The sequence below is a fragment of the Paraburkholderia sp. SIMBA_030 genome (assembly GCF_046535245.1).
Classification (GTDB): Bacteria; Pseudomonadota; Gammaproteobacteria; order Burkholderiales; family Burkholderiaceae; genus Paraburkholderia.
The window spans coordinates 1-20819 of the sequence record NZ_JAWRXB010000017.1 but is presented as its reverse complement, the minus strand read 5'-3'; the positions used below and the strand labels follow the sequence as shown (position 1 = coordinate 20819).

Below are 20819 nucleotides of genomic sequence, written 5' to 3'. Positions count from 1 at the left end.
GTTGGCGCGGCGTAACTGACGCGATGGTGAGGATAATGCGCGGTGCGCGACGGCAGCATCAGCTGCGTCGCCTGAGTCAGGCCGCGAGTTTCGGTAACCTGGTCGGCCACCTCGATTCAGGGCAAATGCGGGAGAATTGAAGCACCGTGATCAACGATCACGCCACGTCTTCACATCGTCTCCATTTCCTGCATTTGCCCCTGGGCGAAAAAACGTCCTAACTCCCTGGCCAGTTCGTTCAGCGCGCCCATCTCTTTCTGTGAGATCCGGCGCGGCTCCTGGGTATCCGACCAGTCGCCGTACAGTAGCGCCACGGTCTTCTCGGTCTCGTCGACCACCGGCAGCAGCACGAACGCGCGCGTGTCGTCGAACGAGCGGCGGAACCACTCGGGCAACCGTGCGACCATCTTCGGATCGTGCGCGTTCTCGATGAAGATGCCCACCGAGTTCGCTATCGCGAGATGAAATACGTCGGGCTCGAAGGCGGTGTTGAACGACAGCTTCGGCAACGCCGCGTCGATCTTCGGACCGAGACCCAGGCGTGCCCTGAAGGTGCCGTTGCTGTGCTTGACGAACACAACCGTGCGCGCAAATCCGAGGCCGGCCAGCACGGTTTCGGTGGCCATTGCCAGCGCCGGCGCGAGCGCGCTGCCGGCGGGCAGGGCACGCAGATCCTCGACCCCGGCCGTGATGCGCGCTTCCGGATTGAGCGCCTCGCGCGCAATCGCGTCCGCATTGGCGCGCAACTCGACGATCTCGCGCATCACGCCGTCGCCGCCTTCTTCATGGGCGAGCGCGACGCTCATCTCGAGCAGCACCTCCGGGTCGGTGTTCAGCGCGCGGCTGTAATCCTGGGCCAATTCGCTCATGCGCGATTCGCGTTCCCCGTCCGGCATGTTCTGCTGGGTCAGCACGTTCGCCACGGCAGTCGAATAGTTGGTGATGGCGCGCAGCCACTGCACCTGGCGCGGCTGCTCGGTATCCTGCGGATCGAACTCGCCCATGCCCGAGCGGATCATGTCCGGCAGACGCCAGCGCGTGGCCGCCTCCATGCCGATTTCGTCGAACGTGACGCCGAGCACGAGCACGCAGGCGTCGGATTCGAGCGTGCCGCTTTCGATGTGGCGGCGAATCTGATCCCACTCTGCGTCGAGATAGAACACCACCAGCAGCTTGCCGATCTGGCGCATCAGCGTGCAGACCACCGCCTCTTCGCCGGCACGCAGATCGCCGCGTTCAGTCAGCTTGCGCGCGACGCAGCCCGACAGCAGCGTGCGGTTCAGTTCGAGTTTCGCGTCGATGCGGCGCGGCGCGCTGTGATGAAAGTGATCGACGATCTTCAGGCCGACGACGAGGTGGCCGACTGCATCCATGCCGAGCACCATCAGCGCGCGCGATACGGTCGTGATGTTGCCGCCGAACGCCATATACATGGCCGAGTTGGCCAGGCGCAGCACCTTTTGCGTCAACGCGAAATCCGACAACACGACTTGCACGAGTCCGGTGAAGTCGAGGTCGTCGTTGTTCATTGCCGCCATGGTGATACGCAGCGACTGCGACAGCATAGGGAAATCGCCGCGCTCGCTCATTCGCGTCCAGAGCCTGTCGAGCACCGCCGCCTTTACCATGTGATTCCCGCAAAAGCCATACAAGTTCCAATGAGTGCCACGCCGGCGCCACGCCGGCTTGTGCCGTTGCGCAAACGTTTCGCCTGCATCGCTATGCGGCGTGCAAGTGTAGCGTGCGCGTTTCGAAACGCTGCGCGAGTTCGTCGGAGGGCAACGCCTTGCAGACGAGCCAACCCTGAATATGGTCGCATCCCATTTCGGTCAGAAGGGTGCGCTGTTCTTCCGTTTCGACACCCTCGGCGACCAGTTCGAGATCGAGTGTTTGCGCGAGACCCACGACCGCGCTAACGATTGCCTGATCGTTCCGGGAGGTTAGCAGATTCTCGACAAAGCTCCTGTCGATCTTGAGCTTCGCGAGCGGGAATCGCTGCAGGTAAGCGAGGCTCGAATAGCCGGTGCCGAAATCGTCGACGGCGAAGCGGATGCCCATCGCGGTGAATTCCTCGAGCAGGCCTTTGGCGTGCGCCGGGTCGTGCATCAGCAGGCTTTCGGTGATCTCGAACACGACGCGGCGCGGATCGATGCCGGTCAGCTCGATCGCTTCGCGTACGGCGTCCTTGAAACGCGGATCGCGGAACTGCTGCGGCGACACGTTTACGGCCACGTACTGCAACGAGATGCCCCGCGCGTCCCACTGGATCAACTGCATGCAGGCCACCTTCAACACCCAGTTGCCGAGGAAGTTGATCAGGCCGATCGACTCCGCGAGCGGAATGAACATCGACGGGGGAACCAGACCGTGCACGGGATGCAGCCAGCGCATCAGCGCCTCGACGCCGACCACGCCATGCGTGCGGCTGCTGGAGATCGGCTGGAAGTGCAGTGAGAACTCGCCGTTGCGCACGCCGTCGTACAGATCGGCTTCGAGCTTCAGACGTTCGGCGTCGGCCGGATTGTCGTCCGGCACGTAGAAGGCGAGCGTGTTGCCGCCGGCCGCCTTGGCCTGCTGCAGCGCATGGTCGGCCCAGCGCAGCAGATGCGTGTCGTGCGCGGCGGTGTCGTTGGCGTGGCGCACGTCGGGGTAGAGCGCAATGCCGATGCTCGCCGACAGATGCACTTGCTGGCCGTTGAATACGTACGGCTGCTGGATGGCGGTCAACAGGCGGCGGGCTAGCGCTTCGGCGGCCGCCGCCGCGTGGGTGCGGTCGGTCGCCGCTTTCACGAGGATCGCGAACTCGTCGCTGGCCACGCGCGCGATCGTCTCGCTCGGGCTCGTCATATTCAGGAGACGCCGCGCGGTGTCGCGCAGCATTTCGTCGCCGGCGTCGTAGCCGAGCGCGCGGTTCACGCGCTGATAGTCGTCGATGTCGAGCAGCAGCAGCGCGGCCGGCGTGCCGTGTGCGTCGGCTTGCTGTTGCGCGTCGAGCAGCATGGGAATCAGCGCCGACTGGTTGGCGAGGTTGGTCAGGCGGTCGTGATGCAGCGCCTGGGTCAAGCGTTCCTCGGTCGCGCGCCAGGCCGACACGTCGAAGCCGGCGATCGCGTAACCGTCGATGCCGCCGTGGTTGCTGCGCACCGCGCGCAGTTCGACCGTGATCGGGTACGTCAGCGACTTGATGAGGTTGAGCGTCGTCTTCTCGACGTTGCCCGTCGTGGCGGCGCGCGCGAGCAGCGCGTCGAGGCGCTGAACGTCGGCGGGCGCCACCAGATCGTGCAGCGTGATGGTCTCGAGATACTCGCGGTGGTAGCCGATGAAGCGCAGACTGGCGTCGGACACATAGAGAAAACGCAATTCGTGATCGACGTGCGCCACCAGGTCGACGGCGCCGACCACCTGTTCCAGTTGCGCAGCGCGGCTTGCGTCCAGCTGCGGTTTGTGCTCGGCGCGCCGGCCGAACGCCCACAGCCGGTCGATGACCGTGCGCAAGGAGCCCCGGCGGGGCGCGGTGATCCTGTTCGCTTCCATGTTTGTCGCTGGGAACCTGGGTTCGTCTGCAGGCGAGGCGGCCTTCTGCCCGCCGTGCTCTCGGGCGGTTGAGAGGTATCAGGCCGCCTCATCAGAACGAGATAACGACCGGCGGCGGGAAATCTTTAGCGCCGGTTGAAAAAAACAGTTGGTAAGGCATGGCTGCGCGAGTCGCCACCGCGACGGGATCGATTCGGTTAAAGTGCAATCGCGCCGCGTCCGTTAATACGGGGAACCCGCGGCAAACGCGCGGCAAACTCTGTGGCCAACCCGTTGTGCGGCGCCGGCCGTGACGCCGTTGCACAGCTTTTCCGAATACATGCACCGATGCCCATGTCTGAACGTCATCCTGTCAGGGCCGAGCCCGGGCACGTCGAGGTGCTTGCTCAATGCGCCGACAGCGTCGATCCGGCGGCTCGGGCGCAGTTTGTCTATCTGGGCCGCCAGCCGATTCTCGATCGCGACGGCGCGCTCAATGCTTACGAATTATTGTTTCGAGCCGGCACGCACAACTACGCTGAAGTCGGCGACAACGCCCAGGCGACAGCGCAGGTCGTGGCGCGCACGATCGGCGGGTTCGGTGTGCCGGCCGTGCTGGGCTCGCATCGCGGCTTCGTCAACATCGATCGCGCGCTGCTCTTCAACGACATCGTCCATCTGATGCCGCCCGAGCGCTTCGTGCTCGAAATTCTCGAGACCGTGGCGTTCGATGCGCAACTGGCGCGCCGGCTGACCGAGTTGCGCCGTGCGGGCTTCCAGGTGGCGCTCGACGACGTAACCGAGCTGTCTGACGAGCTGATCGCCGTGCTGCCGCACGCCGACATCGTCAAGATCGACTTCCTGCAGACCGGGCGATCCGCGCTGGCGAAACTGGCGGCGGCCGTACGCGGCCACGGCAAGGTGCTGGTCGCCGAGAAGGTCGAGACGCGCGAAGACTTCATGCTGGCTCGCGAGCTCGGCTTCGATCTGTTCCAGGGGTACTTCTTCGCACGACCGCAGGTGCTGGCCGCACCACGTAACCGCTCGCCGCGTCCGGCCTTGCTGCGTTTGCTCGCGTTGCTGTCGCGCGATGATGGGGACATCGCCGAGCTCGAAGCGGAGCTGAAGCTCAATCCGAGCGTCGTGGTGCAGTTGCTGCGCCTCGTCAATTCGAGCGCGTTCGGCTTGGGGCGCAATATTGCATCGCTGCGAGAGGCCATCATCGCTACCGGCACGCGGCAGATCACGCGCTGGGCGCAACTGCTGCTCTACGCCGACGGCGGCGATCTGCCGTGGCGCGCCGATCCGCTGGTGCAACTGGCCGGCACGCGTTCGCGCTTCATGGAACTGGCCGCCGGCTGGCTGCATCCACGCGATGACGATTTTTCCGATGCGGCTTTCATGACCGGTATTTTTTCGCTGATCCACGTGGTGGTCGGCAGCACGCCCGCTGCTGTGCTCGAGAAACTCGGCCTCGCGCCGCAGATCCGTGAGGCGATCGTCTCGCGTAGCGGTCCGCTCGGTACTTTGCTGCGCATTGCCGAAGCGGCGGGCGAGGGCGCCGATGCAGCGTCGATCGCCGCCAGTCCCGATGCGCCGGCCGGTTTCACCGCGCTGACGCCTGAGGTGCTGGCCGAACTGAACCTGTCGGCGGCTGCATGGTTCGGCGCGCATATCGACGAGACGGCGACCTGAAGCTTGTGCGATACGCAAGCCGCGTTGCCGGGCTTCGCCGGGCTTTGCCGCGTGGTTCCATGCGGCGTGGTTGCGAGTGCTGGCGCGTGCGTCTGCTGCATGGCGGTTCTGACGTACTTGGCCCGGACGTGGTCCAATAGCGGAAGAGGGGTGAGCGGTGTTCTGATGAACGCCGCACCGCTTGGCTCATTGCACGCTCTGCGTGCATTAACGCTTGGAGAGACTGCAGATGAAGAGGACATTCATGCCGGTGGCACTTGCTGCCGTCTTGTCGGTGGGATTCGCGATGTATTCGCTGACGGCGTCGGCGACGCTCAAGCCGGGCGATGCAGCGCCGGCGTTCACCGCGCAGGCATCGCTGGGCGGTAAGACCTACACCTATTCACTTGCCGACGAGTTGAAGAAAGGACCCGTGGTGGTTTATTTCTATCCGGCGGCCTTCACGAAGGGCTGCACGATCGAAGCCCACGAGTTTGCCGAAGCCGTCGATGAGTACAAGAAATATGGCGCGACGGTGATCGGTGTGTCGCACGACAACATCGCCACGTTGACGAAGTTTTCGGTCAGCGAATGCCGCAGCAAATTCCCGGTAGCCGCGGATGCCGACTCGAAGGTTATCGGCAAGTACGACGCCGGTATGCCGATGTATGGTTCGATGGCCAATCGCGTGTCGTACGTGGTCGCGCCAGACGGCAAGATCATCTATGAGTACACGAGTCTGTCGCCGGAGAAGCACGTCGAGAACACGCTCAAGGCGGTGAAGGATTGGGCGGCGACGCATAAGCAGCCATAGGGTTTGGAGTGCGCGCGCCAGCGCATTTTTCGAAATAGTTCTTTGCCCTGAGGTTTGGGGCTGCGCCTTGCCAAGGTGATTTTTTGCTGCCTTGCCTGTGAGTTTGCGATGCCGATTGTGTGCCTGCGGCGTTGAGATTTGGTTTTTTTGCCTGCTCGGCGCTTTGGTTGTTGTGCCTGCGGTGTTGGCCTTTCCTTGCTTTGTTATTGGTCTATTAGCGTTCCCCCTGTGCGGGGGAGCACCTACTTTTCTTTGCCGGCCGCAAAGAAAAGTAGGCAAAAGAAAGCGGCTTCACACCGCCAGCTTTTAAGCGGGTCCCCTGGCTTGGAGGAGGTAGTGGAGCATCTGGAATCAGTGTTCTCGCACACTCCGCGCGGGTGACAAGGCAGTCATCCTTCCGGCGGCGCTGCGCGCGCCGTAGTGGTACTTCACAAACCCGGCGGGTTCGTTGGGTCCCTTGGGCGCTTCCGGTGCCTGCGGCTGTTCAAGCGTAACGGCTTGTCTTTGCTGTGCTGATGTAATTCGCGGCTGCGTTTTGTTCGGCGAGGTGGCTTGTAATTCACGGTTGCCGAAGTAGCCCGCACATCCACCATTCAGCGCCTCGCCGAGGCGAAGCCGATGGCCCCCACCGCGCACAAACGAAGCCTCTGGTTTCCCTTGCAGACCATTCCCGCGAGCACGCTGTGCGAGGCGGGAAGAATAATGCCGGAGGCGCACACGCCCCATCGGTTTTAAGAAGTACCGCTACGGCGCGCGCAGCGCCGCCGGAAAAATGACTGCCTTGTCACCAGCGCGGAATGTGCGAGGACACCGATTCCAGATGCTCCACTACCTCCTCCAAGCCAGGGGACCCGCTTAAGAATTAGCGGTGTGAGCCGCTTTCTTTTGCCTACTTTTCTTTGCGGCCGGCAAAGAAAAGTAGGTGCTCCCCCGCACAGGGGGAACGCTAATAGACCAATAACAAAGCAAGGAAAGGCCAACACCGCAGGCACAACAACCAAAGCGCCGAGCAGGCAAACAGCACAGGGGGAACGCTGATAAACCAATAACAAAACAAGGAAAGGCCAACACCGCAGGCAAACAGATAAGAAGCGCCGCATAGGCAAAAAACAAAGGCCGCCACCGCAGGCGCACAGAACAACACCGCCGCCAAAAGCAAAAATCAGGAAGGAGCGATCCCGGTCCGCCGGGCCTTCCTCGACTCCCATCGAACTCGAATCCGATCCATATAAAGATAAACCACCGGCGTGGTATATAGAGTGAGCATCTGACTGACAATCAACCCGCCCACAATAGCAATACCGAGCGGCGCCCGAAGTTCCGCCCCTTCCCCTCGTCCAAAAGCCAACGGCAACGCCCCCAGCAGGGCAGCGCAAGTGGTCATCATGATCGGCCGAAACCGCAGCAAACAGGCCTGAAAAATCGCATCGCGCGACGACAACCCCTGCCGGGAGGCTTCAATAGCGAAGTCGACCATCATGATGGCGTTCTTCTTCACGATGCCGATCAGCAGGATCACCCCGATCAAAGCGATAATGCTGAACTCAGTCTTGAACAACAGCAAGGCAAGCAGCGCCCCAACGCCAGCCGAAGGCAAAGTGGACAAAATCGTCAACGGATGGATATAACTCTCATACAACACCCCAAGCACGATATACACCGCCGCCAACGCGGCCAGAATCAGAATCGGCTGGTCGGACAGCGACTGCTGGAACGCCTGGGCCGTCCCCTGGAAACTGCCGTGAATCGTCCCCGGCATGCCAATCTGCGCCATGGTGTCGTAAATCACTTTGGTCGCCATCGATAACGACACGCCCGGCGGCAAATTGAACGAAATCGTCGATGCCACGAACTGGCTCTGGTGATTGACCGACAACGGCGTATTCCCCGGTCCGAAGCTCGCTATCGCCGACAACGGCACCATCGTTTCCTTCGAGGTCGATACGGCCGCACCCGACGAAGCACTCGACTTGCCGCTCGCCGCAATCGAATTGATCGCCTGGTTGCGCGCGGAATCGGCGGCAATACTCGCCGCGCTCGATGCAGTCGTGCCCGCCGTGCCACCTGTCGACGCGTTCGTCGAAGACGAGGTCGACGTGGTCGCCTTCGACGTTACCGTGCCGGCCGGCGCGTTGGTGGTCTGCGCGCCGCTCGCGCTGCCGCCCGAGGTGCTGATGTAAATCTGCTTCAGCATCTCGGGGCTTTGCCAGTACTTCGGCGCGACTTCCATCACGACGTGATACTGGTTCAGCGGGTTGTAAATCGTCGATACCTGGCGCTGGCCGAACGCGTCGTACAACGTGTTGTCGATCTGCGCCGGCTCGATGCCCAGGCGCGAGGCACTGGCGCGGTCGATCGTCACCATCGATTCGAGACCGCCTTGCTGCTGGTCGGAATTCACGTCGGCGAGTTCGGGGCGCGCTTGCAGCGCCTCGGTGAGCTTGGGTCCCCACAGGTACAGATCGGCGGTCGAATCGGCCAGCAGCGTGAACTGATACTGCGCATTCGATTGCCGGCCGCCGACGCGAATGTCCTGCACCGCTTGCAGGAAAGTCCGCGCGCCGGCCACCTCGCCGAGTGGGGCGCGCAGTTGCTGGATCACCTGGTCGGCGGATATCTTGCGTTCGCTTTTCGGTTTCAGCGACACGAACATGAAGCCGGAGTTGGTCTGCCGGCCGCCCGTGAAACCGGCTACGCTGTCCACCGCCGGATTCCTGCCGACGATCTCCATCATTTCCGAGAACTTGCCCTTCATCGCCTGGAACGACGTGCTCTGGTCGGCCTGGATGCCGCCGATCAGCCGGCCCGTGTCCTGCTGTGGAAAGAAGCCCTTCGGCACGATGATGTACAGCCAGATGTTCAGGCCGATGGTCGCGAGCAGGATCGTCACGATCAGGCGCGGATGCAGCAGCGCCCAGCCGAGCGTGCGTTGATAGCCGTGCTGCAGCGACGTGAAGCCGCGTTCGAGCCAGCGTCCCAATCGTCCTTCTTCCTTCCGCTCGTGCGGCTCGCGCAAGAGGCGCGAACACATCATCGGCGTGAGGGTGAGCGAGACGAGCAGCGACACCGCGATCGCCAGCGAAAGCGTCAGCGCGAACTCGCGGAACAGCCGCCCGACAATGCCGCCCATCAAGAGGATCGGCAGGAACACGGCGACCAGCGAGATACTGATCGACAGCACGGTGAAGCCGACTTCGCGCGCGCCGAGAAATGCGGCCTGCATGCTTGGCACGCCATTCTCGATATGCCTTGAGATGTTTTCCAGCACCACGATCGCGTCGTCGACCACGAAACCGGTCGCGATCGTTAGCGCCATCAATGACAGGTTGTCGATCGAAAAGCCGAGCAGGTACATCGCGGCAAAGGTGCCGATGATCGAAATCGGCACGGCGACGCTCGGAATCAGCGTTGCGCGCCAGTTGCGCAGGAACAGGAACACCACCATCACCACCAGCGCCACCGCGATCATCAGCGTGCGCTCGGTGTCCTTCAGCGACGAGCGGATCGTCGTGGAACGGTCGGCGGCCGGCGCGATGTCGACGTCGGCGGGCAGCGATGCGTGCAACTGCGGCAGCATCGCAGTCACGCGGTCGATGGTTTCGATGATGTTCGCGCCCGGCTGGCGGTACAGAATCACCAGCACCGAGTGCTTGCCGTTGAACAGGCCGAGGTTGCGCAGATCCTCGACCGAATCGACCACTTCAGCCACGTCGGAAAGTTTCACCGCCGCGCCGTTGCGATACGCGATCACGAGGTCGCGATACTGTGCCGCCTTGCTGGCCTGGTCGTTGGTATAGATCTGCACACGGTTCGGGCCGAACTCGATCGAGCCTTTCGGGCTGTTCGCGTTCGCCGAGGCGAGCGCCGCGCGCACGTCTTCGAGACCGATGCCGTAGTGGAACAGCGCCTGCGGTTCCAGTTCCACGCGCACCGCCGGGTTGGCGGAGCCGCTCACATCCACTTCGCCGACGCCGCCCACCTGCGACAGCGACTGCTGCAACACGGTGGCCGCCGAGTCGTACAACTGGCCGGCGGTCAGCGTCTTCGATGTCAGCGCCAGGATCAGGATCGGCGCGTCGGCGGGATTCACCTTGTGATACGTCGGGTTGCTGCGCAGGCTCGCCGGCAGATCGGCGCGCGCGGCGTTGATGGCCGCCTGCACGTCGCGCGCGGCGCCGTCGATGTCGCGGTTCAGACCGAATTGCAGCGTGATCCGCGTCGAGCCGACCGAACTCTGCGAGGTCATCTCGGTCACGTCGGCGATCGTGCCGAGATGGCGCTCGAGCGGACTCGCGACGCTGGTCGCCACCGTGTCCGGACTCGCGCCCGGCAGCGTTGCCTGCACCGAAATGGTCGGAAAATCGACCTGCGGCAGCGGCGCGACCGGCAGCTTGGTGAACGCGAAAATGCCGGACAGCGCAATGCCGATCGCCAGCAAGGTGGTGGCGACCGGGCGGGAGATAAACGGACGCGACAGGTTCATCGCTCAGCTCCCTGCATCGGTGGCGGGCGGCACAGGTCGGCCGCGATTGAAGCGCTCGCGCACCCGGCGGCCAAGCGAATCGAACGCGAGATAGATCACCGGCGTCGTGAACAGCGTGAGCAACTGGCTCACGACCAGCCCGCCGGCAATCGCGATACCGAGCGGCCGGCGCAATTCCGACCCCGCGCCGGTGCCGAGCATCAGCGGCAGCGCGCCGAGCAATGCGGCCAGCGTGGTCATCAGAATCGGCCGGAAGCGCAGCAGACACGCCTGGTAGATCGCCTCGCGCGGCGGCTTGCCTTCCTCGCGCTCGGCATAGAGCGCGAAGTCGATCATCATGATTGCGTTCTTCTTCACGATACCGATCAGCAGCACGATACCGATGATGCCGATGATGTCGAGATCATGCCCGCTCATCAGCAGCGCCAGCAATGCGCCGACCCCGGCCGATGGCAGCGTCGACAGAATCGTGATCGGATGGATGAAGCTCTCGTACAGCACGCCGAGCACGATATACATCGTGACGATCGCCGCCAGAATCAGGAACAGCTCGTTCGAGAGCGACGCCTGGAACGCCAGCGCCGCGCCTTGGAAGCGCGTCTGGAACGATGCAGGCAAGCCGATATCTTTCTCCGCCTGAGCGATCGCTTTCACCGCCGCGCCGAGCGACGAACCGGGCGCGAGGTTGAACGATACGGTGGTGGCAGGGAACTGGCTCAAATGCGTGACCAGCAGCGGCGCGGGCTTCTCGACGAACTTCGCGATCGACGACAGCGGCACCTGGCCGCCCGACGACGTGGAAGAGGGCAGGTAGATCGCATTCAGCGATTCGGTGTAGTGCTGGATCTGCGGTTGCGCTTCCAGAATCACGCGGTACTGGTTCGACTGCGTGAAGATGGTCGAGATGATGCGCTGGCCGAACGCGTCATACAGCGCGTTATCGACGGTGGCGGGCGTGATGCCGTAACGCGACGCGGTGGCACGGTCGATCTCGATGTAGACCGACTGGCCGTTGTCCTGCAAGTCGGTGGCCACGTCGGCGAGTTCGGGCGACTGCTTCAGCCGGTCGACCAGCTTCGGCACCCACGTGGCGAATTCGCCGATGTTCGGATCGGTAAGCATGAACTGATACTGTGTCGGGCTGACCGTCGAATCGATGGTCAGATCCTGCACCGGCTGCATGTATAGCGACGCGCCGGGAATATGCGCGACGTCCTGCTGCAACTGGCGGATCACGTCGCTCGCGGTGTGCTTGCGGTCGTCGCGCGGCTTCAGGTTGATCAGCATGCGGCCGCTGTTGAGCGTAATGTTGCTGCCGTCCACGCCGATGAACGAGGTCAGGCTTTCCACGTCCGGGTTTTTCAGGATCTGCGCGGCGAGTTCCTGCTGCCGCTCGGCCATCGACGCATACGACACCGACTGCGGCGCCTGCGTGATCGCCTGGATCACGCCGGTATCCTGCACCGGGAAGAAGCCCTTCGGAATGAACACATACAGCACGCCGGTCAGCACCAGCGTGAGCACCGCGACGAACAGCGTCGAGCGTTGCCGGTTCAGCACCCACGTGAGCGCGACGGCATAACGGGCGATCACGTAATCGATGAACGCATGCGCTTTGGCTTCGAAGCGGTGGCTCTCGGGCGGCGGCGTGTGGCGCAGGAGCTTTGCGCACATCATCGGTACGAGCGTCAGCGAGACGATCGCCGAGATCACGATCGTCACCGCGAGCGTGATCGCGAATTCGTGGAAGAGCCGCCCGACCACGTCGCCCATGAACAGCAGCGGAATCAGCACGGCGATCAGCGAAACCGTCAGCGAAATGATCGTGAAGCCGATCTGTTTCGAGCCCTTCAACGCGGCCTCTAATGCCGATTCGCCTTCTTCGACATATCGCGCGATGTTCTCGATCATCACGATCGCGTCGTCGACCACGAAACCGGTCGCGATCGTCAACGCCATCAGCGACAGGTTGTCGAGCGAGAAGCCACACAGGTACATCACCGCAAGCGTGCCGATCAGCGACAGCGGCACCGACAGACTCGGGATGATCGTGGCGTAGATGTTGGCGAGGAACAGGTACATCACCAGCACCACCAGCACCACCGACATCAGCAGTTCGAACTGCACGTCGCGCACCGACGCGCGGATCGTGGTGGTGCGGTCGGTGACGATCTCGACATCGAGCGCGGCGGGCAGCGCCTGCTGCAACTGCGGCAGGAGCGCCTTGATGCTGTCGACCACCTGGATCACGTTCGCGCCGGGCTGGCGCTGCACGTTCAGGATGATCGCCGGCGTGTTGTTGACCCACGCGCCGAGCTTGGTGTTCTCCGCGCCTTGCACGATGGTGGCGACGTCCGTCAACATCACCGCGCGGCCGTTCTTGTACGCGACCACCGCGCTCTTGTAAGCGTCGGCGTCGGTCAGCTGATCATTCGCGTTGATCGTGTAGTTACGCGTGGGGCCGTCGAAATTGCCCTTCGGCGTGTTGACGTTCAGGTTCGAAATGGTGGTGCGCAGGTCGTCGAGATTCAGACCGTAGGCGGCGAGCGCGCGCGGGTTCGCCTGAATCCGCACGGCCGGGCGTTGCCCGCCCGACAGGCTCACCAGACCCACGCCCGCGACCTGCGAAATTTTCTGCGCGAGGCGCGTGTCGGCGAGATCCTGCACCTGCGTGAGCGGCAGCGTTTTCGACGTGAGCGCCAGCGTGAGGATCGGCGCATCGGCTGGATTGACCTTCGCGTAAATCGGCGGCGCGGGCAGGTCGGACGGCAGCAGGTTGCCCGCTGCGTTGATCGCGGCCTGGACTTCCTGTTCGGCGATGTCGAGCGGCAGATCGAGGCTGAACTGCAACGTGATGATCGACGAGCCGGCCGAGCTTTGCGACGACATCTGATTCAGCGACGGCATCTGCCCGAACTGCCGTTCGAGCGGTGCGGTGACGGATGAAGTCATCACCTCCGGGCTCGCGCCCGGATAGAAGGTCTGCACCTGGATCGTCGGATAGTCGACCTCGGGCAGCGCGGACAGCGGCAGGAAGCGCAACGCGACGAGACCGACCAGCATGATCGCCGCCATCAGCAGGGCAGTGCCGACGGGACGCAGAATAAAGGCGCGGGATGGATTCATGCGGTAATTGCCATGCCTTTATTGCGAGGCTTGCGCCGGGTGTCTGCCGTGATGCCTGCGTGCGCCGGATGCACCCGACGCCGCGGCCGCTCCGCTCGCGCCGCGGGCGCCCGAGGCGCCGCGCGGCTTGTCGGCCGGAATCGTGATCTTCGCGCCTTCGCGCAGGCGGTCCGAACCGTCGATCACGACGCGCTCGCCGACTTGCAGGCCCGACTTGATGCTGGTGCGCTCGCCGTCGACCGGACCGATCTTGACCGGTCGCACCGTCACCGTGTTGTCCGATTTCACGACGTACACGAACTGGCCCATCGAGCCGTTCAGCACGGCCGGCGTCGGCACGATTACCGCGTCCTTGATCGTGCTCACCAGCAAGCGCGTGTTGACGAACTGATTTGGAAACAGCAGGTTCTTGGTGTTCTGGAAGATCGCGCGCAGCTTGACCGTGCCGGTGGTGGTGTCGATCTGGTTGTCGAGCGTTTCGAGCGTGCCGCCTTCGAGCGAGGTCGTGTTGCTGCGGTCATAAGCGGTGACCGAGAGCTTCGCGCCGGACTGTGTTTGCTGGAGGATCTGCTGCAGGTTGTCTTCGGAGGTCGTGAAGATCACGCTGATCGGCTGCAGCTGCGTGATCACGACGATGCCGGTGGTCAGGCTCGGCGTCACGTAGTTGCCCGGATCGACCTGGCGCAAACCGACTCGCCCCGACACCGGCGCGGTGATGCGCGCGTAGACCAGGTCGAGCTTGAAGGTATCGATGTTGGCCTTGTCGGACTTCACCGTGCCTTCGTATTGCCTGACGAGCGAGGCTTGCGTGTCGACCTGCTGGGCTGCGATCGAGTCTTGCGAGAGCAGGGTCTGGTAACGCTTCAGGTCGAGGCGGGCGGTTTGCAGCAGCGCCTCGTCGCGCGCCAGCGTGCCTTGCGCGTTATCGAGCGAGATCTGATACGGACGCGGGTCGATTTGCGCGAGCACGTCGCCCTTCTTGACCATCTGGCCTTCCTGAAAATACACGTCCTGCAGCACGCCGCTCAATTGCGGCAGCACGGTCACATTGGCGAGTGGCGTGACCGTGCCGAGCGCGTTCAGCACGACCGGCATCTCGCCTTGCGTGGCGGTAGCGACGTGAACGGGCTGCGGCAGGTTGGCCATGCCGCCGGGATGGCCGCCGCGACCTGCGCGGCCGCTGCTTGCGCCGCTCGCTCCGGCAGCCGCGCTGGCGCTGCCGGCCGGTCCGCCCCACGGATGCCAGCGCCACAGCACGAACCCAAGGATCACCAGCGCCCCGACGACCAGTGCGATGGTGCGGCCGCGATGCCGCCGCACCACGCCGGGGGCGTCAGTGGGCGCTCCGGTCGGCTGGTCGGTGGCGGGCGGTTGCGAACCCGGTTGGGAAGCCGGAGCGGCAGGGCGTGAGGTTTCCGAATGCTTTTGTTGTTCGTCCATCGGTTCGGTCAGGTGGCAGGCTTGAATGTGGGCCGCTGGGTGACGGGCTGCTTCGACAGTTCGGCGGCTCGGCACGCACGCAGCGTAACAGGCGGTTTCGACAGCGGGGGCGCCGCGCTTGTTCAGCGCGATGCTACCCGAGACGCGGGGCAAAGATGTTATCCAAAGATGTTCACGCGGTGCACTATCGTGACAGGTCGGCCGGGCCGCTATCGGCCTGTGCAATGAGCCGGATCGCTGCAGCGATCCGCGCATACCGCGGCCGCGTTGCCGGTAAGGTACCGCGCGCGCCGGATACCGTTGCAAGCGGGCCTCATTCAGCCCCCTCGGCAGCAACCCTGCAGCGGCACTCCCGGGCAGCGCCCCGCGACGGGAAAGCATGATCCTACGTCGCGTGCTCTGTAACAGTCCACCCGTGTATTTTTCTTTTGATTACGCAGGTTACAGAATGCGCCGGGCTTTGGTTGAGGCGCTTCGACGCGGCTTAGTTGTCGAGGCGGCGCCCAGGCGTGCCGCCGATTTCGAGGACGATTTTCGAGATGCATTCGAGCAGCGCCGGCGCCGCGCGCGCCACCAGCCAGTCGCGCGGACACTGGTCCGCCGAACCGCCGCAGTTAACCGCATAGCGTTCGCCCGATGGGCCGATGAAACCCGCCGCGATCGCGTTCAGGCCGTCGTACCATTCCCCCGTCGCGATAGCGAAGCCTTGCACGGTGGTTTCTTGCAGCGCGGCTTCCAGCCGGCTGCTCACGTGACCCCAATCGTCGCCTTCAGCGGCTTGCAAGCCGATCAGCAGCTTTTCCCGTTCCGGTTCGGCGAGCGCCGCGAGATAGGCGCGGCCGATGGCGGTGCGGCTCAGATTCATCCGCGAGCCGATTTCGAGGCGCGACACCAGCACCGCCGAACGTGGCCGGATTGCGTCGATCACCACCATGTCGAGGCGGTCGCGCACGGCCAGGTGCACCGACAGGGCGGTGCGTTCGGCGAGTTCGATCAGGAATGGCCGCGCGCGGGCCCGGATGTCGAAATTGCGCAGAAAACCGTTGCTCAGTTCCAGCACGGACGATGTCAGCACGAAACGTTCGCTGTCCGGTAAACGGAACAGGAAGCCCGCGCTGACCAGCGTGGCCGTGATCCGCGAGACGGTCGGTTTCGGAATGCCGGTGAGTTCGGTCAGTTCGCGGTTGCTGAGCGGCGCGTCAGCGGCCGCGATCGAGCGCAGCACGGTCAAGCCGCGTGCCAGCGCGGTGACTTCGTCTCCCGAGCCCTCTTTCTCCCTGGCTGGGTCGACAGCAGTCTGGGAAAGCCTCGGTCGGGTCATGTCGTTTTTTTGGAACTGTATTTCAATTTATTTGATCACGCGCTATTAGCGCCCATCCGGCAATATTCGTCTGCCGACGGACCCTTTATGGGGCCTAGCGTCCATTTTTCATCTGAAGATTCATTGTATCGGAATATTTTTCCGAGACGAATGGAGACCGTCCAAATTTTGCTTGACTTAGTCAGCATAACCATAAAAAATGGAATCTTATTTCGAAAGATGGTTTGGTATTCGAGAATTTCAAGTTTTGAGCCAAACGTGTTCGCGTCGCTGTCCGCATTGTGTCCAGTTGTCCGCGCTGTTCCTGCCCGCGTTGCCGGGCAAACTTTCGAAATACCGTCTCTCAGGTTCTAGCACGGCCCTCGGAATGGCTAGAACTTTTTAAGGCGTCACGGCAACGTGACGCCTTTTTTTTTATCCTTATGGCGGCACAACAAAGTCTGCGGCATTGATAAAACGCCCCTTTGCGTGCAACAAAGTCTGCAGGTTTCGGATTTATGCTGCTGCGCCGCAGCAATTCTGGGTCTTTTGCCCATTACCCTCGAGGTCGATGTGCGGGTCGTCAGTCCGAGCCGACTTTCCCGTTCAGAAGTTACTTAATTCGCCCTACGGTGGGTTTCTTGCCGGTATCAAACCAGCAATTGCCAGGTTTCAATGCCTACCACCCGCGCCAACGCGTCCAAGGTATCGCTGGGCGATTGCTGGCCGCAGCGCGAGCAACCGTGAGCTCGAACGGATGGCCGACGAATACCAACCTTCGGAACTGTGACGATGCCAGATAAAGAATTCATTTTGATACCGGAAGCGGCGCAACTGCTATTTGTGCCGCGCTCGCACGTGGCCACGCTTATCTCCAATGGCAAGTTAACGGCGCAGCCGGACGGAAGCATTCGAATATCGGAAGTGCTCGAGTACAAATCCATAAAACGGGTCGAGGCAAAGGCGTTCCTCGAGACGCACACTGAAGCGGAGCACACAGAAGTGGAACCCGGACAAACCGAACCACCTGAACTGACAATCTCCTTTTACAACGGCGAATACATGGACGACCCTGCGGCATTGACTTACCTGTGCAAGATTGAAGGCAGCGCGGAGCGCTATGATGGGCCGCCGCTGTCGATGCTGGACGAAGCGCTCACACCTGCGACGGGGATGGATAGTCGTTCACCGTCAGGCACTTGGGCTACGTGCGCTCATGTTGTCCACACCCTTGCCAACAAAATGTGGGGATAAGCTCGGGAGTCGCGATGCACGCGAGCGTCGTCAACGGCTACGGCGAGACGGTGCTCAGACCTAAAGCCGGCGACCGTTGCGTTTGCAACTTGGGTCTTCGACTCCGTGATGCTTCTACCGCGCTTCTTTCAGCTTCCTATTGCCACCGCTGCCTGACTGCAACTGCTCGGGCTGCTGCCACGGCACGGTTCAACCCAGCGCGGCGGGAAACCGCACCGATGGGGCTCAACACCACTTGGCTCCATGAAAACAGGTTTAGCGATGAGGTACGCAATGTGATTCGGCGAGTCGAGGCCGATTTGCGCTGCGGTTCAACGAATTGCGGTCCGGTGGTCGCTCGCTCGAGGCGCAGACGTGCATCCCTACCAACTCAGCTTCCGTGTCCGTATCAATCGACGAGAAGCCAAGTGTCCCATTTCCGGCCGTCTCCGGGAGCAAGTTCGATGTTTTGTCATGGAAGCGCTGCTTGACCCGCTGGGGCGAACGAAGGCAGTATCAGAGACGCGGCGCATTGGCATACCGGCGAACTGGCAGTGGGCATGTGCCTGCCGGAACCCAACTCCATCGGTGAGGAGACGTCCATGATAGAGGTGACGAATACGTACGACCTGCAGCCAGGCGTGAATCTGGAGTCTTACGCCGATTGGGCCAGGAAGGCGGCGGAAACGATTGTGCAGCAGCCAGGTCTGGTCGAACTTCGCGCGAACCGGAATATGCTCGGCGCCCCGCAGATTCGAACGACCACCTGCTGGAGGTCTACAATCGACTGGGCGACGTTCGCAGACGGGCCATGGCGCGCGCTCGAGCAGGAATTACGGACCTTCGCGACCAATTTCAAGGTTGAGATGTGGGGACCGTCGCCGCTCCTGCCGACGCCACTCCGTCCGGACCCAACCGGCGGTGCTGGTGCATGAGCAGACCCACGCGCGTCGTCAGCATCGAAAGCGGTCGCGGCAGTCCGTCCGAAAGCGCTATTTTTCTGGCCGTCTGCCTTACGTGAACCCAGATGCTCGCGTGCTGTGCTCACGAATTGCAGTCGGTCAGACACCGACTGCTTTCGTCAGAGGCAGGGTAACCGTCATGCGCCACGGGACTGTGCGACGATGCGAACTGCACACTGCTTATGGTTCTCATCGCTCCTCAGTCGCCGTCATGGCAGAGAAGAGGGCGTCGAACTCAGAACCAAAACATTGACGGTTCTTGAGCTGCCGCGGAGATGGTGGATGAAGCCGATGGCGCCAATGTGGAGTCGACGCCTTCCTCATTCTTGAGCCGACAAGCTCGTCAAAACTTTTCGACCCAAGGTCGCAGTTCGACCTCCCATGTCCACGCGCTGCGGTGCTGACGATGGATATGGAGATACTCCTGTGCTATCGCGTCTGGGTCCAGCCACTTGTCGTCAGTGCTGCCGTCGTCTGGTTGCGCCCGACTACTGGCGATGCCGCCGTCGATGACAAAATGCGCCACGTGAATATTCTGTGGGGCGAGTTCTCGCGCCATGCATTGAGCCATCCCTCGCAGAGCGAATTTGCCCATCGCAAATGGCGTCGAACCGGGTAGCCCTTTCACACTGGCAGTGGCGCCGGTCAGGAGGATGGTGCCGTTGCCGCGCGCCAGCATTCGAACGGCTGCGGCCTGGGCAACGAGAAAACCACCGATTGCGGTCACCTTGAGGGCATCCTCAAGCTTCCCTGGTTCGACGGCTTCGACTGCCGCGCGATAGCGGCCGCTCGCGTTGTAGACAACGAGGTCAGGAACGCCGAACGCGTTCTCTACGCGGTTAAAGAGTGTTTTAACATCGTCCGCTCGACTCGCGTCGCAATTCAAGGCGAGAGCGCCCGTCTCGTCGACGAGGTCTGTCAGCTTGCTGGGGTCGCGGGCAGCGAGCGCAATCTGCATACCCTCTGCCGCAAACAGTCGCGCGAGCGAAGCACTCAATCCCTTTCCCGCGCCTACAACCAAAGCAGTCTCAGTTCGACTCATAACTCCTCCAGATTAAGCAGGGACCGATGTCGCGGCGGCGTACGCCGTGCCGTGAGTACCTGTTCGCGCCACGCCTCGCTGATTGTAGTCGCTCGCCGGAGTCCGCGTTGATGTGCACCTGTGCTCGCAGGAAGCGCAATGCGGGGAGCGGTTCACCGCGCCTGACGGAGCAAAGCTCGACGACACGGCCGGGCGCGCAGACTATGAAACGTCTGGCGCCGGCAATGCTGCAAGTTTTTACTGAACAGTCTTTGCCGACATGGTGCTGTCTTCGGGCGTCATGTTGGACATACCCATACCACTCGTTGTGTCAGCTTTCTTGCTCATGTCGCCAGGAACCCTGTTCCACGGGCTCGAGACAGGCTCGCTGTGATACGTCATCCCTGCGGTTGCTGCACCGTGAGCGCCGCCGCTGCCATTTCCACCGTTGCCATTCCCTCCAGCCTGCGAAAGCGTCGCGGCGCACGCGCAAAGTGACGCGACAGCGACACGCGCGAACAGAACTTTCATCGTCAACATTTCCATGATATTTCTCCTTTGATGCAGGCCCGTGCGTTAGCCGTGCCGAAGTCTCGTGTACCGCTATAGGCTGACTGATTGCGCAGCGGCGAATCGCAAGCAGTTGCCCCTGCGCCGAACAGATATTTGCTATGTCCAGATGCGAGGCATGTGGGTTGGTCGTGGGGCGGCACCAAAAATGACTGAGAAATGTCGGCAATGTGGCCACTGGCATCCATCGCTACGATGTTGTGCGGACCGTTCTCCGTGAATGTCAGTTCCTCTCCATTGACTGTCTTCAGTTCCGCCTTGCCGCCACCGACTTGACGGCCCGGTCGAGCTTGCGGAAATCATAGCGCCCCGGAATGACGTGGTATGTCAGGCTGCTGGTCAGCATCGTCTTGTTTTCAGGCTTGACGAGCGTATCGACCGTACCTGCGGGCAATGCAGCAGAGGCCTCGTTCGTCGGTGCTAGCACCGTGAACGGGCCTGGACTCTTTAACGTCTCGATGAGACCTGCGGCTCTGACCGCAGCAACGAGCGTGGTGTGGTCGACCGAGTTGTCCGCGTTGTCTACGATGTCTTTGCTCGAGTACATAGCCTGACCGCCGACCATGACTGTGTCACTGGCAGCAAAGGCGCCTGATACCGCGGCAGAGTAAGCGCCTCACGACGACCGTCGTAGACGACGGCGAGAACCGACATCAAAGTGGTGCCCATCATTTTCGATTTGA

Annotated in this window: 12 protein-coding genes and 1 pseudogene; 4 read left to right on the top strand and 9 right to left on the bottom strand. The window is 62.4% G+C overall.

The window, feature by feature from the left end; all coding sequences use genetic code 11:
• Positions 1-170: 170 nt before the first annotated feature.
• Both SB772_RS26695 and SB772_RS26690 read right to left on the bottom strand, forming a co-directional pair.
• On the bottom strand, positions 171-1628 hold the full coding sequence (locus tag SB772_RS26695) for an HDOD domain-containing protein (RefSeq protein ID WP_410836182.1): 1458 nt from the start codon (positions 1626-1628) through the stop codon (positions 171-173).
• 91 nt (positions 1629-1719) lie between these two features.
• The gene (locus SB772_RS26690) at positions 1720-3534 is read right to left on the bottom strand and encodes a putative bifunctional diguanylate cyclase/phosphodiesterase (RefSeq protein WP_410836181.1); all 1815 of its coding nucleotides are present in this window, start codon (positions 3532-3534) and stop codon (positions 1720-1722) included.
• Between the two features lie 333 nt (positions 3535-3867).
• Between SB772_RS26690 and SB772_RS26685 the strand changes: the two genes are divergently transcribed.
• The gene (locus tag SB772_RS26685; protein ID WP_410836180.1) at positions 3868-5208 is read left to right on the top strand and encodes an EAL and HDOD domain-containing protein; all 1341 of its coding nucleotides are present in this window, start codon (positions 3868-3870) and stop codon (positions 5206-5208) included.
• A 229-nt stretch (positions 5209-5437) separates the two neighbouring features.
• A complete protein-coding gene (locus SB772_RS26680) occupies positions 5438-6001 on the top strand; it encodes a peroxiredoxin (RefSeq protein ID WP_410836179.1) in 564 nt (187 codons plus the stop codon).
• 1162 nt (positions 6002-7163) lie between these two features.
• Here SB772_RS26680 and SB772_RS26675 read toward each other — a convergent pair.
• From SB772_RS26675 to SB772_RS26660, 4 genes are all read right to left on the bottom strand, one after another.
• Positions 7164-10484 carry an efflux RND transporter permease subunit gene (locus tag SB772_RS26675; protein WP_410836178.1) on the bottom strand — a complete coding sequence of 1107 codons (3321 nt, stop codon included), beginning with the start codon at positions 10482-10484 and terminating at the stop codon, positions 7164-7166.
• Between the two features lie 3 nt (positions 10485-10487).
• Entirely contained in the window at positions 10488-13610 is a 3123-nt protein-coding gene (locus SB772_RS26670) for an MdtB/MuxB family multidrug efflux RND transporter permease subunit (protein WP_410836177.1), read from the bottom strand.
• 18 nt (positions 13611-13628) lie between these two features.
• Positions 13629-15050, bottom strand: a complete 1422-nt coding sequence (locus SB772_RS26665) for an MdtA/MuxA family multidrug efflux RND transporter periplasmic adaptor subunit (RefSeq protein WP_410836176.1) — start codon at positions 15048-15050, stop codon at positions 13629-13631.
• 484 nt (positions 15051-15534) lie between these two features.
• Entirely contained in the window at positions 15535-16371 is an 837-nt protein-coding gene (locus SB772_RS26660) for an IclR family transcriptional regulator (RefSeq protein WP_410836175.1), read from the bottom strand.
• A gap of 771 nt (positions 16372-17142) precedes the next feature.
• Between SB772_RS26660 and SB772_RS26655 the strand changes: the two genes are divergently transcribed.
• Positions 17143-17604, top strand: coding sequence for a hypothetical protein (locus SB772_RS26655; protein ID WP_410836174.1), 462 nt, complete (start codon positions 17143-17145; stop codon positions 17602-17604).
• A gap of 581 nt (positions 17605-18185) precedes the next feature.
• Positions 18186-18518, top strand: coding sequence for a hypothetical protein (locus tag SB772_RS26650; protein WP_410836173.1), 333 nt, complete (start codon positions 18186-18188; stop codon positions 18516-18518).
• Positions 18519-18888: 370 nt separating this feature from the next.
• On the opposite strand, the gene SB772_RS26645 is transcribed toward SB772_RS26650, so the two are convergent.
• The 3 genes and pseudogenes from SB772_RS26645 to SB772_RS26635 form a co-directional block, all read right to left on the bottom strand.
• A complete protein-coding gene (locus SB772_RS26645) occupies positions 18889-19587 on the bottom strand; it encodes an SDR family NAD(P)-dependent oxidoreductase (RefSeq protein WP_410836172.1) in 699 nt (232 codons plus the stop codon).
• Positions 19588-19824: 237 nt separating this feature from the next.
• Entirely contained in the window at positions 19825-20112 is a 288-nt protein-coding gene (locus SB772_RS26640) for a hypothetical protein (RefSeq protein WP_410836171.1), read from the bottom strand.
• A gap of 179 nt (positions 20113-20291) precedes the next feature.
• Positions 20292-20701 (bottom strand): annotated as a pseudogene (locus SB772_RS26635) (fasciclin domain-containing protein); the annotation flags it as partial.
• Between the last annotated feature and the right edge of the window lie 118 nt (positions 20702-20819).

Bases quoted from the DNA above. Each gene is read 5' to 3' on its own strand.
- SB772_RS26655 (WP_410836174.1), top strand. From the start codon at position 17,143: ATGCCAGATAAAGAATTCATTTTGATACCGGAAGCGGCGCAACTGCTA.
- SB772_RS26665 (WP_410836176.1), bottom strand. From the start codon at position 15,050: ATGGACGAACAACAAAAGCATTCGGAAACCTCACGCCCTGCCGCTCCG.
- SB772_RS26660 (WP_410836175.1), bottom strand. From the start codon at position 16,371: ATGACCCGACCGAGGCTTTCCCAGACTGCTGTCGACCCAGCCAGGGAG.
- SB772_RS26690 (WP_410836181.1), bottom strand. From the start codon at position 3,534: ATGGAAGCGAACAGGATCACCGCGCCCCGCCGGGGCTCCTTGCGCACG.
- SB772_RS26640 (WP_410836171.1), bottom strand. From the start codon at position 20,112: ATGGAAATGTTGACGATGAAAGTTCTGTTCGCGCGTGTCGCTGTCGCG.
- SB772_RS26675 (WP_410836178.1), bottom strand. From the start codon at position 10,484: ATGAACCTGTCGCGTCCGTTTATCTCCCGCCCGGTCGCCACCACCTTG.
- SB772_RS26645 (WP_410836172.1), bottom strand. From the start codon at position 19,587: ATGAGTCGAACTGAGACTGCTTTGGTTGTAGGCGCGGGAAAGGGATTG.
- SB772_RS26650 (WP_410836173.1), top strand. From the start codon at position 18,186: ATGATAGAGGTGACGAATACGTACGACCTGCAGCCAGGCGTGAATCTG.
- SB772_RS26670 (WP_410836177.1), bottom strand. From the start codon at position 13,610: ATGAATCCATCCCGCGCCTTTATTCTGCGTCCCGTCGGCACTGCCCTG.
- SB772_RS26680 (WP_410836179.1), top strand. From the start codon at position 5,438: ATGAAGAGGACATTCATGCCGGTGGCACTTGCTGCCGTCTTGTCGGTG.
- SB772_RS26685 (WP_410836180.1), top strand. From the start codon at position 3,868: ATGTCTGAACGTCATCCTGTCAGGGCCGAGCCCGGGCACGTCGAGGTG.
- SB772_RS26695 (WP_410836182.1), bottom strand. From the start codon at position 1,628: ATGGTAAAGGCGGCGGTGCTCGACAGGCTCTGGACGCGAATGAGCGAG.